Origin of the sequence: Pseudomonas sp. YL2 (assembly GCF_023063025.1) — a bacterium.
GTDB lineage: Bacteria > Pseudomonadota > Gammaproteobacteria > Pseudomonadales > Pseudomonadaceae > Aquipseudomonas > Aquipseudomonas putida_A.
The window spans coordinates 103,195-117,744 of sequence record NZ_JAJSLU010000019.1 but is presented as its reverse complement, the minus strand read 5'-3'; the positions used below and the strand labels follow the sequence as shown (position 1 = coordinate 117,744).

At 61.7% G+C, this 14,550-nt stretch carries 11 protein-coding genes; all 11 read left to right on the top strand.

Annotated elements, in window-relative coordinates; genetic code table 11:
• Positions 1-47: 47 nt before the first annotated feature.
• The 11 genes from LVD08_RS23230 (at position 48) to mdoH (ending at position 14,515) form a co-directional block, all read left to right on the top strand.
• On the top strand, positions 48-1,016 hold the full coding sequence (locus LVD08_RS23230; protein ID WP_134785230.1) for an ABC transporter substrate-binding protein: 969 nt from the start codon (positions 48-50) through the stop codon (positions 1,014-1,016).
• Positions 1,017-1,100: 84 nt separating this feature from the next.
• Positions 1,101-1,952, top strand: a complete 852-nt coding sequence (locus tag LVD08_RS23225; RefSeq protein WP_027611284.1) for an ABC transporter permease — start codon at positions 1,101-1,103, stop codon at positions 1,950-1,952.
• On the top strand, positions 1,949-2,779 hold the full coding sequence (locus LVD08_RS23220; protein WP_047601084.1) for a quaternary amine ABC transporter ATP-binding protein: 831 nt from the start codon (positions 1,949-1,951) through the stop codon (positions 2,777-2,779). The genes LVD08_RS23225 and LVD08_RS23220 overlap by 4 nt, the downstream gene beginning before the upstream one ends.
• Before the next feature lie 153 nt (positions 2,780-2,932).
• A complete protein-coding gene (gene hutH, locus LVD08_RS23215) occupies positions 2,933-4,456 on the top strand; it encodes a histidine ammonia-lyase (RefSeq protein ID WP_247269361.1) in 1,524 nt (507 codons plus the stop codon).
• 116 nt (positions 4,457-4,572) lie between these two features.
• A complete protein-coding gene (gene hutH / locus LVD08_RS23210; RefSeq protein ID WP_247269360.1) occupies positions 4,573-6,105 on the top strand; it encodes a histidine ammonia-lyase in 1,533 nt (510 codons plus the stop codon).
• 102 nt (positions 6,106-6,207) lie between these two features.
• Positions 6,208-7,413, top strand: coding sequence for an imidazolonepropionase (gene hutI, locus LVD08_RS23205; protein WP_247269359.1), 1,206 nt, complete (start codon positions 6,208-6,210; stop codon positions 7,411-7,413).
• Between the two features lie 10 nt (positions 7,414-7,423).
• Positions 7,424-8,227 (top strand): N-formylglutamate deformylase, encoded by an 804-nt coding sequence (gene hutG / locus LVD08_RS23200; protein WP_247269358.1) that lies wholly within the window; start codon positions 7,424-7,426, stop codon positions 8,225-8,227.
• A gap of 227 nt (positions 8,228-8,454) precedes the next feature.
• On the top strand, positions 8,455-9,426 hold the full coding sequence (gene pip, locus LVD08_RS23195) for a prolyl aminopeptidase (RefSeq protein WP_003220824.1): 972 nt from the start codon (positions 8,455-8,457) through the stop codon (positions 9,424-9,426).
• Entirely contained in the window at positions 9,423-9,860 is a 438-nt protein-coding gene (gene dtd, locus LVD08_RS23190) for a D-aminoacyl-tRNA deacylase (protein WP_098966789.1), read from the top strand. Before pip ends, dtd begins: the two co-directional genes overlap by 4 nt.
• A 307-nt stretch (positions 9,861-10,167) precedes the next feature.
• Positions 10,168-11,952 (top strand): glucan biosynthesis protein G, encoded by a 1,785-nt coding sequence (locus LVD08_RS23185; protein ID WP_167734086.1) that lies wholly within the window; start codon positions 10,168-10,170, stop codon positions 11,950-11,952.
• Positions 11,945-14,515, top strand: a complete 2,571-nt coding sequence (mdoH, locus tag LVD08_RS23180) for a glucans biosynthesis glucosyltransferase MdoH (protein WP_247269357.1) — start codon at positions 11,945-11,947, stop codon at positions 14,513-14,515. Before LVD08_RS23185 ends, mdoH begins: the two co-directional genes overlap by 8 nt.
• The last annotated feature ends 35 nt before the right edge of the window (positions 14,516-14,550 follow it).

Sequence of the window (14,550 nt, the reverse complement as noted above, 5' to 3'; positions counted from 1 at the left end):
GCCTCTTGACTGCCGTAAGCCAATTCATGATTAGGAGCGTCGCAACAATGAAATCGAACAAGACCCTGCTCACCACACTGTTGTCCATGGGCCTGCTGGCCAGTGCCGGTGCCACTCAGGCAGCCGGTTGGTGCGAGTCCGGTAAACCGGTGAAATTCGCCGGTCTGAACTGGGAAAGCGGCATGCTGCTGACCGACGTGCTGCAAGTGGTGCTGGAGAAAGGTTACGACTGCAAGACCGACAGCCTGCCGGGTAACTCCATCACCATGGAAAACGCCCTGAGCAGCAACGACATTCAAGTGTTCGCCGAAGAATGGGTCGGCCGCAGCGAAGTCTGGAACAAGGCCGAGAAGGCCGGCAAGGTCGTCGGTGTCGGCGCCCCGATCGTCGGCGCTATCGAAGGCTGGTACGTGCCGCGCTACGTGATCGAAGGCGACGCCAAACGCAAGATCGAGGCAAAAGCCCCGGACCTGAAAAACATCGCCGATCTGGGCAAATACGCGGCCGTTTTCAAAGACGCCGAAGAGCCGTCCAAGGGCCGTTTCTACAACTGCCCGGCGGGCTGGACCTGCGAGCTGGACAACAGCGAAATGCTCAAAAGCTACGGCTTGGAAAACAGCTACACCAACTTCCGCCCGGGCACCGGCCCGGCCCTGGATGCGGCGGTGCTGTCGAGCTACAAGCGTGGCGAGCCGATCCTGTTCTATTACTGGTCACCAACCCCGCTGATGGGCCAGATCGACGCGGTCAAGCTGGAAGAAAAACCGGGCGTCGACAAAAGCGTGAGCATCAAGGTCGGCCTGTCGAAAACCTTCCACGAACAAGCGCCGGAACTGGTGGCCGTGCTGGAAAAGGTCAACCTGCCGATCGACCTGCTGAACCAGAACCTGGGCCGCATGGCGAAGGAACGTATCGAGTCGCCAAAACTGGCGAAAATCTTCCTCAAGGAACATCCTGAAGTCTGGCATGCGTGGGTCAGTGACGACGCAGCCAAGAAAATCGACGCGGCGCTGTAGGTCGATACCTCCCGGTCAACCGTGAGGCTGGCCGGGAGATATGCCGTAAATCGCTTGATTGAGATTTCTGATTGAGAGCCGCTTATGTTTCCCGAAAGCTTTACCTTTTCCATCGCCGACTGGGTCAACGGTTGGGTCGATTCGCTGGTCACCAACTACGGTGATGTGTTCCGCCACATCTCGGACACGCTGCTGTGGGCCATCGTCAACCTCGAAGGCCTGCTGCGTGCGGCGCCGTGGTGGTTGATGCTGGCGATCGTCGGCGTCGTCGCCTGGCACGCCACGCGCAAAGTGCTGACCACCGCTGTCATCGTCGGTCTGCTGTTCCTCGTCGGTGCTGTCGGCCTGTGGGACAAACTCATGCAGACCCTGGCGCTGATGATGGTCGCGACGATCATTTCGGTGCTGATCGGCATTCCGCTGGGGATCCTTTCGGCGCGCAGCAACCGCCTGCGTTCGGTGCTGATGCCGCTGCTCGACATCATGCAGACCATGCCGAGTTTCGTGTACCTGATCCCGGTGCTGATGCTGTTCGGTCTGGGCAAGGTCCCGGCGATTTTCGCCACGGTGATCTACGCCGCGCCGCCGCTGATCCGCCTGACCGATCTGGGCATCCGCCAGGTCGACGGGGAAGTGATGGAAGCGATCAACGCTTTCGGTGCCAACCGCTGGCAGCAACTGTTCGGCGTGCAACTGCCGCTGGCCCTGCCAAGCATCATGGCCGGGATCAACCAGACCACCATGATGGCCCTGTCGATGGTGGTGATCGCCTCGATGATCGGCGCCCGTGGCCTGGGTGAAGATGTGCTGGTGGGGATTCAGACCCTCAACGTCGGACGCGGCCTCGAAGCCGGTCTGGCGATCGTGATTCTCGCGGTGGTCATCGACCGTATTACTCAGGCGTACGGTCGGCCACGGCATGAGGTGAGCAAATGAATAACGCAACCGTGAGCAAGATCGAAGTCAAAAACGTCTTCAAGATTTTCGGCAACCGTGCCAAGGACGCACTGGCGATGGTCGGCCAGGGCAAGACCAAGGATCAGGTGCTGAACGAAACCGGTTGCGTGGTCGGGGTCAACGACCTGTCGCTGAGCATCGGCACTGGCGAGATCTTCGTGATCATGGGCCTGTCCGGCTCCGGCAAATCGACCCTGGTGCGCCACTTCAATCGCCTGATCGACCCCACCAGCGGCGCGATCCTGGTCGACGGCGTGGACATCCTGCAATACGACATGGAAGCGCTGCGCGAATTTCGCCGGCACAAGATCAGCATGGTGTTCCAGAGCTTCGGCCTGCTGCCGCACAAGACCGTGATCGAGAACGTCGCCTACGGCCTGAAAGTGCGCGGTGAAAGCAAGCAACTGTGCGCTGAACGCGCGTTGCACTGGATCAACACCGTGGGCCTCAAAGGCTACGAAAACAAATACCCGCACCAGCTCTCCGGCGGCATGCGCCAGCGCGTGGGCCTGGCCCGGGCACTGGCGGCGGACACCGACATCATCCTGATGGACGAAGCGTTCAGTGCGCTGGATCCGCTGATCCGCGCCGAGATGCAGGACCAGTTGCTGGAGCTGCAAAAGACCCTGCACAAGACCATCGTCTTCATCACTCACGACCTCGACGAGGCCGTGCGTATCGGCAACCGCATTGCGATCCTCAAGGATGGCCGCCTGATTCAGGTTGGCACGCCAAGAGAGATCCTGCATTCGCCGGCAGACGAGTATGTTGACCGGTTCGTGCAGCGGCGGGCGGCGGTGGTTTAGTGGACTAAGGGTGAGACTGCTTTTGTGGCGAGGGAGCTTGCTCCCGCTCGAGCGCGCAGCGGTCGCAAAAATTTTGGGCCTGCTTCGCAGTCCAGCGGGAGCAAGCTCCCTCGCCACAGTTGGTGTATCAACAGAATTGGCATGAGGTTTTAGATGTCCCAGGCTGAAAAAATCATCATCACCGGCAACCCCCTGCGTTGGCAGGACGTGGTCGCCGTCGCCCGTCACGGCGCGCAACTGGAGCTGTCGAGCGAGACCTGGGCGCGCATCGAAAACGCTCAGGCCATCGTTCAGCGCATCGTCGAAAGCGGCGAGCGTGCCTATGGCGTCAACACCGGTCTGGGTGGTTTGTCCAACGTCTCGCTGAAGGACGAACAGCTCAGCCAGCTCTCACGCAACACCTTGCTCAGCCACGCCTGCGGCGTCGGCCCGGTGCTGCCTGATGAGCAGACCCGCGCGATCATCTGCGCCGCAATCCACAACTACAGCCACGGCAAATCCGGCATTCACCGGCGGGTGGTCGAAGCGTTGCTGGCGCTGCTCAATCGCGGCATCACCCCGCAGGTTCCGTCGCAAGGTTCGGTGGGTTACCTGACGCACATGGCGCACATCGGCATCGCGCTGCTGGGCGTGGGCAATGTCAGCTATCGCGGGCAGATCACTTCCGCGCAACAGGCGCTGGCCGAAGAAGGCCTGCAACCGGTGCAGCTCGGGGCGAAGGACGGCTTGTGCCTGGTCAACGGTACGCCGTGCATGACCGGCCTCAGCTGCCTGGCGATTGCCGACGCGACGCGTCTGGTGCAATGGGCCGATGTGATCGGCGCCATGAGTTTCGAAGCGCAGCGCGGGCAGATCGCCGCGTTCGATGCCGAGATCATCGCGCTCAAGCCGCACCCCGGCATGCAGCAGGTCGGTAGCAACCTGCGCGCCTTGCTCGATGGCAGTGAAGTGATCGCGACCAGCAAAGGCATTCGCACTCAGGATGCGCTGAGCATCCGTTCGATCCCGCAGGTACACGGTGCGGCGCGCGACCAACTGGAGCACGCGATCAAACAGGTCGAGGCCGAGCTCAACGGTTGCACCGATAACCCGTTGCTGCTGGGCACGCCGTACAACTTCCGGGTGATGTCGCAGGCCAACCCGCACGGTCAGTCAGTGGCGATGGCGGCGGATCTGCTGGCGATTGCCATGGCTGAAATCGGCTCGATTGCCGAGCGCCGCCTCGATCGTCTGGTCAACCCGCACGTCAGCGGTCTGCCGGCGTTTCTGGTGGCCAATCCGGGGGTGAACTCCGGAATGATGATCGTGCAATACGTCGCCGCTTCGCTATGTGCCGAGAACCGCCAATTGGCGCAGCCGGCGGTGCTCGACAACTACGTCACCTCGGGCCTGCAGGAAGACCACCTGAGCATGGGCACCAGCGCTGCACTGAAGCTGCACCGCGCCCTGGAAAACTGCACGCAGATCCTCGCCATCGAGTACCTGCTGGCGGCACAGGCCTTTGAATTCCTCAAGGAGCAGCGCTTTGGCGCGGGCACTGATCGGGCGTGGCGTCTGCTGCGGGAAACCGTCCCGGCCTACGATCAGGATCGCTGGCTGGCGCCGGATATCGCCGCCGCCGCCAGCGTGCTGAAAAACCCGAATGCGCTGCACAACGTATTACCGAATCTGCACTGACAACTACCCATACCAGCGTGCCAAGGCGCGGATCGTCCACAAGACGAGAAACGACGGATAACGGAATGCTCCGGAGCGACTGGTAGTTAATAACAATGTTCAAAAGGAGCATTTTAATGACTGCGCTGAACCTGATTCCCGGCCAACTGAGCCTGGCCCAACTGCGTGATGTCTATCAGCAACCGGTCAAGCTGACCCTCGACCACAGTGCTGCGGCGCAGATCGAGGCCAGCGTCGCTTGCGTCGAGCAGATCCTTGCCGAGAACCGCACTGCCTACGGCATCAACACCGGTTTCGGCCTGCTGGCTTCGACCCGCATCGCCAGCGAAGACCTGGAAAACCTGCAGCGTTCTCTGGTGCTGTCCCACGCCGCCGGCGTCGGCCAGCCGATCAGCGATGAGCTGGTGCGGCTGATAATGGTGCTCAAGGTCAACAGCCTCAGCCGTGGTTTCTCCGGCATCCGCCGCGTGGTGATCGACGCGCTGATCGCGTTGATCAACGCCGAGGTTTATCCGCACATTCCGCTCAAAGGTTCGGTGGGTGCATCCGGTGACCTCGCGCCATTGGCGCACATGTCGCTGGTGCTGCTGGGCGAAGGCAAGGCGCGTTACAAGGGCGAGTGGATGGAAGCCACCGAAGCGCTGAAAGTCGCCGGTCTGACCCCGCTGACCCTGGCGGCGAAAGAAGGTCTGGCGCTGCTCAACGGTACTCAGGTGTCCACTGCATTTGCCCTACGCGGTCTGTTTGAAGGTGAAGACCTGTTTGCCGGTGCGCTGGCAATCGGCGGTCTGACGGTTGAGGCGGTGCTCGGTTCGCGCTCGCCGTTCGACGCACGTATTCACGCCGCTCGTGGCCAGAAAGGCCAGATCGATGCTGCAGTCGCATATCGCGATCTGCTCGGCGAGCGCAGCGAAGTGTCCGATTCGCACCAGAACTGCGAGAAGGTTCAGGACCCGTACTCCTTGCGTTGCCAGCCACAAGTCATGGGCGCCTGCCTGACCCAGTTCCGTCAGGCCGCCGATGTGCTGGTGGTCGAAGCCAACGCGGTGTCCGACAACCCGTTGGTGTTCGCCGCTGAAGGCGATGTGATTTCCGGTGGCAACTTCCACGCCGAGCCGGTGGCCATGGCCGCCGACAACATGGCCTTGGCCATCGCTGAAATCGGCTCGCTGAGCGAACGCCGTATCTCGCTGATGATGGACAAGCACATGTCGCAACTGCCGCCGTTCCTGGTGGCCAATGGCGGGGTCAACTCCGGCTTCATGATCGCTCAGGTGACCGCCGCAGCACTGGCCAGCGAGAACAAGGCGCTGTCCCATCCGCATTCGGTCGACAGCCTGCCGACCTCGGCCAACCAGGAAGACCACGTGTCGATGGCTCCGGCCGCCGGCAAGCGCCTGTGGGAAATGGCCGAGAACACCCGCGGGATTCTCGCGGTGGAATGGCTGGCGGCGGTGCAGGGGCTGGATCTGCGTAACGGTCTGAAGACTTCGGCCAAGCTGGAGCAGGCGCGGGCGATTCTGCGCAAGGAAGTGCCGTTCTATGAGAAGGACCGCTTCTTTGCGCCGGACATCAATGCGGCGACCGAGTTGTTGGCTTCGCGCTGCTTGAGGGAATTGGTCCCGGCGAAATTGCTGCCTAGCCTGTAATGGCCCCTTCGCGAGCAGGCCCGCTCCCACAGGAGAATGCATTTCAACTGTGGGAGCGACCCTGCTCGCGAAATCGATTTTGAATACTGTGGAGACTAAGGGATGAAAACCCTCTGGCAACACTGCCACGTCGCAACCATGGCGCAGGGCGTCTACTCGATCATCGAGGATGCGGCCATTGTGACGTCCGGTGCGCACATCGAGTGGATCGGTCCGCGCAATCTGCTGCCGTCCGGTGAATACCCGGCGGTCAACGATCTGCAAGGCGCGTGGGTGACCCCGGGCCTGATCGACTGCCACACCCACACGGTGTTCGGCGGCAACCGCAGCGGCGAATTCGAGAAGCGTCTGCAAGGCGTCAGCTATGCCGAGATCGCGGCGCAGGGCGGCGGCATTGCCAGCACCGTGCGCGCCACCCGTGAAGCGAGCGAATACGAGCTGTTCGCCAGCGCCGCCAAGCGTCTGAAAAGCCTGATGCGCGACGGCGTGACCACGGTCGAGATGAAGTCCGGCTACGGTCTCGATCTGGCCAGCGAACGCAAGATCCTGCGGGTCATTCGTCGCCTGGCCAAGGAGCTGCCGATCAGCGTGCGCAGTACCTGTCTGGCCGCCCACGCGCTGCCGCCGGAGTACAAGGATCGCGCTGACGACTACATCGAGCACATCTGCGCCGAGATGCTCCCGGCATTGGCCGCCGAAGGGCTGGTCGATGCGGTGGATGCGTTTTGCGAGTACCTGGCGTTCTCGCCGGAGCAGGTCGAGCGGGTGTTCATCACCGCACAAAAACTCGGCCTGCCGGTGAAGCTGCATGCCGAGCAATTGTCGTCGCTGCATGGCTCCAGTCTGGCCGCACGGTATCACGCGTTGTCTGCCGACCATCTGGAGTTCATGGACGAAGACGACGCCATCGCCATGGCCAAGTCCGACACCGTCGCGGTGTTGCTGCCGGGGGCGTTCTACTTCCTGCGCGAAACCCAGCTGCCGCCGATGGACGCCCTGCGCAAGCACAAGGTCAAGATCGCTATCGCCAGTGACCTCAACCCCGGCACCTCGCCGGCGCTGTCGTTGCGCCTGATGCTGAACATGGCCTGCACCTGCTTCCGCATGACCCCGGAAGAAGCCCTGGCCGGCGCGACCATTCACGCCGCGCAAGCGCTGGGCATGGCTGATACCCACGGTTCGCTGGAAGTCGGCAAGGTCGCGGATTTCGTCGCCTGGCACATCGATCGTCCGGCGGATCTGGCCTATTGGCTCGGTGGTGATCTGGACAAACGCGTCGTGCGTCACGGCGTCGAATCAAGTCTGTAGGAGAGCGGTTGTGGATAAGGTTCTGAGTTTCAAACAAGGTCGCGTACCGCTGCTGATCAGCATGCCGCATGCCGGCGTGCGCCTGACGCCAGCGGTCGAAGCCGGGCTGATCGCGGACGCGAAAAGCCTGCCGGACACCGACTGGCACATTCCGCAGCTCTACGATTTTGCCGAGGAGTTGGGCGTCAGCACGTTGGCCGCCGAGTACTCGCGGTTCGTCATCGACCTTAACCGTCCGTCCGATGACAAGCCGTTGTATGTCGGCGCCACCACAGGCCTGTACCCGGCGACGCTGTTCGATGGCATTCCGCTGTTCCGCGAAGGGCACGAGCCCTCGAAAGCAGAGCGCGCGACCTACCTGGAACAGGTCTGGACGCCGTATCACCGCACCCTGCAACAAGAGCTGGCGCGGCTGAAGGCCGAGTTCGGCTATGCGCTGCTGTTCGACGCGCATTCGATCCGTTCGATCATCCCGCACCTGTTCGACGGCAAACTGCCGGATTTCAACCTTGGCACCTTCAACGGCGCCAGTTGCGATCCACAGCTTGCTGGACAGCTCGAAGCCATTTGCGCACGCCACGGCAACTTCAGCCACGTGCTCAACGGACGCTTCAAGGGCGGCCACATCACCCGCCATTACGGCAACCCGGCCGAGAACATCCACGCCGTGCAACTGGAGCTGTGCCAGAGCACCTACATGGAAGAGTTCGAACCGTTCCGCTACCGCGCCGATCTGGCAGAGCCGACGCGGGTGGTGCTCAAGGAGTTGCTGCAGGGCTATCTGGCCTGGGCAAAGTCGCATTACACCGCATAACCCACTGTGGGAGCGGGCTTGCTCGCGAAGGCGGCGCATCAGGCAACATATGCGTTGAATGACATAGCGCTTTCGCGAGCAAGCCCGCTCCCACAGGTTTTCTATGCAGCAGAAAAATTGTGACTGCGTACGGGCATGCTCATTGACGTAAATCGGGTTTATGATGCCGAACGGCAGAATAATAGAAGTCCCCCCAGGGATGACCTCGACCCCTTACGGAGCGCGCAATGCAGACATTGTTTCCGCAGATCAAACCCCACGCCCGGCACGATCTGGCTGTCGATGACACCCACACGCTGTACGTCGATGAAAGCGGCTCGCCGGAAGGCTTGCCGGTGGTGTTCATCCACGGCGGCCCGGGTGCCGGTTGCGACGCGCAGAGCCGTCGCTATTTCGATCCGAACCTGTATCGCATTGTCACCTTCGACCAGCGCGGCTGCGGACGCTCCACCCCGCATGCGAGCCTGGAAAACAACACCACCTGGGATCTGGTCGCTGACCTTGAGCGTATCCGCAAGCACTTGGGCATTGATAAATGGGTGCTGTTCGGCGGTTCGTGGGGTTCGACCCTGGCGCTGGCCTACGCGCAAACCCACCCGGAGCGCGTACACGGTCTGATCCTGCGTGGGATCTTTCTCTGCCGTCCGCAGGAAATCGAGTGGTTCTATCAGGCCGGTGCCAGCCGTCTGTTTCCCGATTACTGGCAGGACTACATCGCGCCAATCCCGCTGGACGAGCGCGACGATCTGCTCAGCGCCTTCCACAAGCGCCTGGTCGGTAACGATCAGATCGCTCAGATGCACGCGGCCAAGGCCTGGTCGACTTGGGAAGGACGCACCGCGACCCTGCGGCCGAACCCGCTGGTGGTCGACCGTTTCTCCGAACCGCAGCGCGCCCTGTCGATCGCGCGGATCGAGTGTCACTACTTCACCAACAACGCATTCCTTGAGCCGAATCAGTTGATCCGCGACATGGGCAAGATTGCCCATCTGCCAGGGGTGATCATTCACGGTCGCTACGACGTGATCTGTCCGCTGGACAACGCCTGGGAGTTGCATCAGGCCTGGCCGAACAGCGAGTTGCAGGTGATTCGCGACGCCGGTCACGCCGCCTCCGAACCGGGCATCACCGATGCGCTGGTGCGTGCCGCGAGCAACATGGCCCGCCGCCTGCTCGACCTGCCGCCCGAAGAAGCATGAAGGGGCTGTTACAGCGCGTGCGCGGTGCGCGGGTAGAGGTTGCGGGAGAGACAGTCGGCGCGGTGGATCAGGGTTTGCTGGTGCTGGTGGCGGTCGAACCCGACGATACCCGTACCAGCGCCGACAAACTTTTGCATAAGCTGCTTAACTATCGGGTATTCAGTGACGCCGAGGGCAAGATGAATCTGTCCCTGGCGGATGTCGGTGGCGGGTTGCTGCTGGTCTCTCAGTTCACCCTCGCTGCCGACACCAAGAGCGGGTTGCGTCCGAGTTTCTCGACCGCGGCCCCTCCGGCATTGGGCGAGGAATTGTTCGACTATCTATTCAGCAAAGCGAAACAGATGCATGGCACTGTGGCATCAGGTAGATTCGGCGCGGATATGCAGGTGCACCTGGTCAACGATGGCCCGGTAACCTTCCTGTTACAGACATGAAAGCGCTTGAAACAGCTTTTCAAGGGCTTTTCGACTGAAAACAGGCGTTTTTCGCGATAAATACTTTGTTACCCCTGATGCGTTGTCACGCGGGCTACTAGATAATCGCGCGCTATGGGGATCAGCGTTCGCTGTTCCATTTTTGACTTAGGTAGAGACTTGTCTGGATCCGATTGGGGAATCATTTTGCCCCAGCGGAGTCGGAACAATGCTCGCCAACCTGGCATATAGATAGCTGGCCGTTGGTTTTTTGATCTGTTTTCGGCGAGGGTTGCTCGTGATTGTTAGTCCCTGTAATGCAGCAAAAATGTCTGCCAAACGCATGCGAAGTGCCCTGGTAGCCGGCTCGGCGCTCCTGTGCCTGCTCAGCGCCGGCCAGCTTTGGGCGTTCAATCTTGACGATGTATCAGCCAAGGCTAAAGAGCTGGCCGGGCAGAAGTTCGAAGCCCCGCGCAGCAACCTGCCGAACGAATTCCGTGACATGAAGTTCGCGGATTATCAGAAAATCCGCTTCCTCACCGAAAAGGCTGAGTGGGCTGATCAGAAGACACCGTTCAAGCTGTCCTTCTATCACCAGGGCATGCACTTCGACACGCCGGTGAAAATCAACGAAATCACGGCGAACACCGTCGAAGAGATCAAATACGATCCGACCCGCTTCGATTTCGGCGACCTCAAGTTCGATCCGAAGGCCACTGAACAACTGGGCTACGCCGGTTTCCGTGTGCTGTACCCGATCAACAAGGCCGACAAACAAGACGAAATCATGACCATGCTCGGCGCGAGCTACTTCCGCGTCGTCGGCAAGGGTCACACTTACGGTCTGTCGGCCCGTGGTCTGGCGATCGACACCGCACTGCCGTCGGGCGAAGAATTCCCGCGTTTCCGCGAGTTCTGGATTCAGCAGCCGAAGCCGGGTGACAAGCATCTGGTGATCTTCGCCCTGCTTGATTCGCCGCGCGCCACCGGTGCCTATCGCCTGATCCTGCGTCCGGGCAGCGACACCATTGTCGACGTCAAGGCGCAGATGTTCCTGCGTGACAAGGTCGGCAAACTGGGCATCGCACCGTTGACCAGCATGTTCCTGTTCGGCGCCAACCAGCCGTCGAAAGTCCTCAACTACCGTCGTGAACTGCACGACTCCAGCGGTCTGTCGATCCATGCCGGCAACGGCGAGTGGATCTGGCGTCCGCTGAACAACCCGAAACACCTGGCCGTGAGCAACTTCAGCGTCGAGAACCCGCGTGGTTTCGGTCTGCTGCAGCGTGGCCGCGACTTCAGCCACTACGAAGACCTCGACGATCGCTACGACAAGCGCCCAAGCGCCTGGATCGAGCCGAAGGGCGAGTGGGGCAAGGGTACCGTTGATCTGGTAGAGATTCCGACCGCCGATGAAACCAACGACAACATCGTTGCGTTCTGGAGCCCGGAAACCATGCCGGAGCCAGGCAAGCCGCTGGACTTCGCCTACCGCCTGCACTGGACCATGGACGAAGCGGCGATTCACGCCCCCGACAGCGCCTGGGTCAAGCAGACCCTGCGCTCGACCGGTGACGTCAAGCAGTCGAACCTGATCCGTCAACCGGATGGCAGCGTCGCCTACCTGGTCGACTTCGAAGGTCCATCGTTGGCGGCTCTGGCCCCGGATGCCGACGTGCGCAGTCAGGTCAGCGTTGGCGATAACGCCGAACTGGTCGAGAACAGCGTGCGTTACAACCCGGAAACCAAGGGCTGGCGCCTGACCCTGCGCATGAAGATCAAGGACGCGAGCAAGTCCACCGAGATGCGGGCCGCCCTGGTACAGCCAGTGGTCACCGCTGATCTGGCCAAGTCTTCGGTACCGGCGTCGAACTCGTCGGTGGCCAAGGCGGACAAGGTCGCGGCCAAGCAACAAGAGAAAGACGAGAAGGAAGCCAAGGCAGCCGAGGCCAAACAGGCCGACGCCAAGCCAGCCGCAGATGCCAAGGACAAGGCCAACAAAGACGCCAAGCAGCCAGCGGCTGCGAACGCGGCCCCAGCCACACCGGAATCGGCACCGACTGAAGAAGTCCTGACCGAGACCTGGAGCTATCAGTTGCCTGCCGATGAGTAACTCTCAAGTACAGCCAGAGACTCTGTCCGAGTATCTGGCGCATCTGCCGATGACCGACGAGCAGCGCGCGGAACTCGCGGGCTGCCAGTCCTTCAGCGAACTGCACCAGCGTCTGTCGTCGCCGACGTTCGACGCGCCTGCCGAAGCCGCCCAGGCTTCGGTGGGCAAGCGCCTGACCCTGAGCACCGCCGAGGAGCTGGAAGAGGCGGAAATGCTGGTGCTCGACGCCAGCGGTCGGGTCAGCATGAAGGCGACTCCGCCGATCCGTCGGACCAAAGTCGTGCCGGAGCCTTGGCGCACCAATATTCTGGTGCGTGGCTGGCGCCGCCTGACCGGGCGCACCAACCCGCCGCAGCCGCCGAAGGACGAAAACGTCTTGCCGGCAGCGCGCTGGCGCACGGTTGGTTCGATTCGACGTTACATTCTGTTGCTGCTGATGCTCGGTCAGACCATCGTTGCCGGCTGGTACATGAAAGGCATCATGCCGTACCAGGGCTGGTCGTTCGTCGATCTGGACGAAGTGCTGCACCAGCCGCTGCTGCAAACCGCCACGCAAGTGCTGCCGTATGCGCTGCAGACCAGCATCCTGATCCTGTTCGGGATTCTGTTCTGCTGGGTCTCGGCCGGTTTCTGGACGGCACTGATGGGCTTCCTCGAGTTGCTCACCGGTCACGATAAATACCGTATCTCCGGCAAAAGTGCCGGCAACGAGCCGATTCCGAAAGACGCTCGTACCGCGCTGGTGATGCCGATCTGCAACGAAGACGTGCCCCGGGTATTCGCCGGTCTGCGCGCCACCTTCGAGTCGGTCGCCGCTACCGGTGATCTGGATCGCTTCGACTTCTTCGTCCTCAGCGACAGTAACGACACCGATATCTGCGTCGCCGAGCAACAGGCCTGGCTGGACGTCTGCCGCGAAGCCAAAGGCTTTGGCAAGATCTTCTACCGCCGCCGTCGCCGCCGTGTGAAACGCAAGAGCGGCAACCTCGACGACTTCTGCCGTCGCTGGGGCGGTGACTACAAGTACATGGTCGTGCTCGACGCCGACTCGGTGATGAGCGGCGAGTGCCTGACCAGTCTGGTACGCCTGATGGAAGCCACGCCGGACGCCGGGATCATCCAGACCGCGCCGCGTGCGTCGGGCATGGATACCCTGTATGCGCGCATGCAGCAGTTCGCTACCCGCGTGTACGGTCCGCTGTTCACTGCCGGCCTGCACTTCTGGCAGCTGGGTGAATCCCACTACTGGGGTCACAACGCGATCATCCGCATGAAGCCGTTCATCGACCACTGCGCCCTGGCGCCGTTGCCGGGCAAGGGTGCGTTCTCCGGTGCGATTCTGTCTCACGACTTCGTTGAAGCCGCACTGATGCGCCGTGCCGGTTGGGGCGTGTGGATTGCCTACGACCTGCCGGGCAGCTACGAAGAACTGCCGCCGAACCTGCTCGACGAGCTCAAGCGTGACCGTCGCTGGTGCCACGGCAACCTGATGAACTTCCGCCTGTTCCTGGTCAAAGGCATGCACCCGGTGCACCGCGCGGTGTTCCTGACCGGCGTGATGTCGTACCTGTCGGCGCCGTTGTGGTTCTTCTTCCTGGTGTTGTCGACCGCGCTGCTGGCGGTGAACACACTGATGGAGCCGCAGTATTTCCTGGAACCGCGTCAGCTTTATCCGCTGTGGCCGCAATGGCACCCGGACAAGGCGATCGCGCTGTTCTCGACGACCATCGTGCTGCTGTTCCTGCCGAAGCTGTTGAGCATCATCCTGATCTGGGCCAAGGGCGCGAAAGAGTTCGGTGGCAAGTTCAAAGTGACCCTGTCGATGCTGCTGGAGATGTTGTTCTCCATGCTGCTGGCGCCGGTGCGGATGATTTTCCACACCCGTTTCGTGCTCGCCGCGTTCCTCGGCTGGGCCGCTACCTGGAACTCGCCACAGCGTGACGACGACTCCACGCCTTGGAGCGAGGCGGTCAAGCGCCACGGTCCGCAGACCCTGCTGGGCTTCTGCTGGGCGCTGCTGGTGATCTGGCTGAACCCGAGCTTCCTGTGGTGGCTGGTGCCGATCGTCGGTTCGCTGATGCTGTCGATCCCGGTGTCGGTGATTTCCAGCCGTGTCGGTCTGGGCCTGAAGTCCCGTGACGAGAGCCTGTTCCTCATCCCCGAGGAATACAATCCGCCGCAGGCACTGCTGGCGACCGACCAGTACACCCACGAAAACCGCTGGCATGCACTGAACGACGGCTTCATCCGCGCCGTGGTCGATCCGCAGCAGAACGCCCTGGCGTGTTCGCTGGCGACGGCCCGTCACGGTCAGGCCGAGCCGATCGAATGGCTGCGTCAGGAGCGTGTACGTCACGCCCTGAAGGCGGGTCCGGCAGCCCTGAGCAATCATGATCGCCTGCAACTGTTGAGCGATCCGGTGGCCTTGGCGCGTCTGCACGAGCTGGTCTGGGCCGAAGGTCACAACGAGTGGCTGGATGCCTGGCGCGCTTCGGTGAAAGCCGATCCGCATGCGCCGCTGTTGCCACTCAAGCCTGTGAGCTTGCAGGCGCAACCGGCCTGATGAAGAAACCCCGCGAAAGCGGGGTTTTTTTTGAT

Excerpts from the sequence above, each read along its gene's own strand:
- hutI (WP_247269359.1), top strand. The coding sequence starts at position 6,208 with ATGAAAACCCTCTGGCAACACTGCCACGTCGCAACCATGGCGCAGGGC.
- dtd (WP_098966789.1), top strand. The coding sequence starts at position 9,423 with ATGAAGGGGCTGTTACAGCGCGTGCGCGGTGCGCGGGTAGAGGTTGCG.
- mdoH (WP_247269357.1), top strand. The coding sequence starts at position 11,945 with ATGAGTAACTCTCAAGTACAGCCAGAGACTCTGTCCGAGTATCTGGCG.
- LVD08_RS23230 (WP_134785230.1), top strand. The coding sequence starts at position 48 with ATGAAATCGAACAAGACCCTGCTCACCACACTGTTGTCCATGGGCCTG.
- LVD08_RS23220 (WP_047601084.1), top strand. The coding sequence starts at position 1,949 with ATGAATAACGCAACCGTGAGCAAGATCGAAGTCAAAAACGTCTTCAAG.
- hutH (WP_247269360.1), top strand. The coding sequence starts at position 4,573 with ATGACTGCGCTGAACCTGATTCCCGGCCAACTGAGCCTGGCCCAACTG.
- LVD08_RS23185 (WP_167734086.1), top strand. The coding sequence starts at position 10,168 with ATGTCTGCCAAACGCATGCGAAGTGCCCTGGTAGCCGGCTCGGCGCTC.
- hutH (WP_247269361.1), top strand. The coding sequence starts at position 2,933 with ATGTCCCAGGCTGAAAAAATCATCATCACCGGCAACCCCCTGCGTTGG.
- pip (WP_003220824.1), top strand. The coding sequence starts at position 8,455 with ATGCAGACATTGTTTCCGCAGATCAAACCCCACGCCCGGCACGATCTG.
- LVD08_RS23225 (WP_027611284.1), top strand. The coding sequence starts at position 1,101 with ATGTTTCCCGAAAGCTTTACCTTTTCCATCGCCGACTGGGTCAACGGT.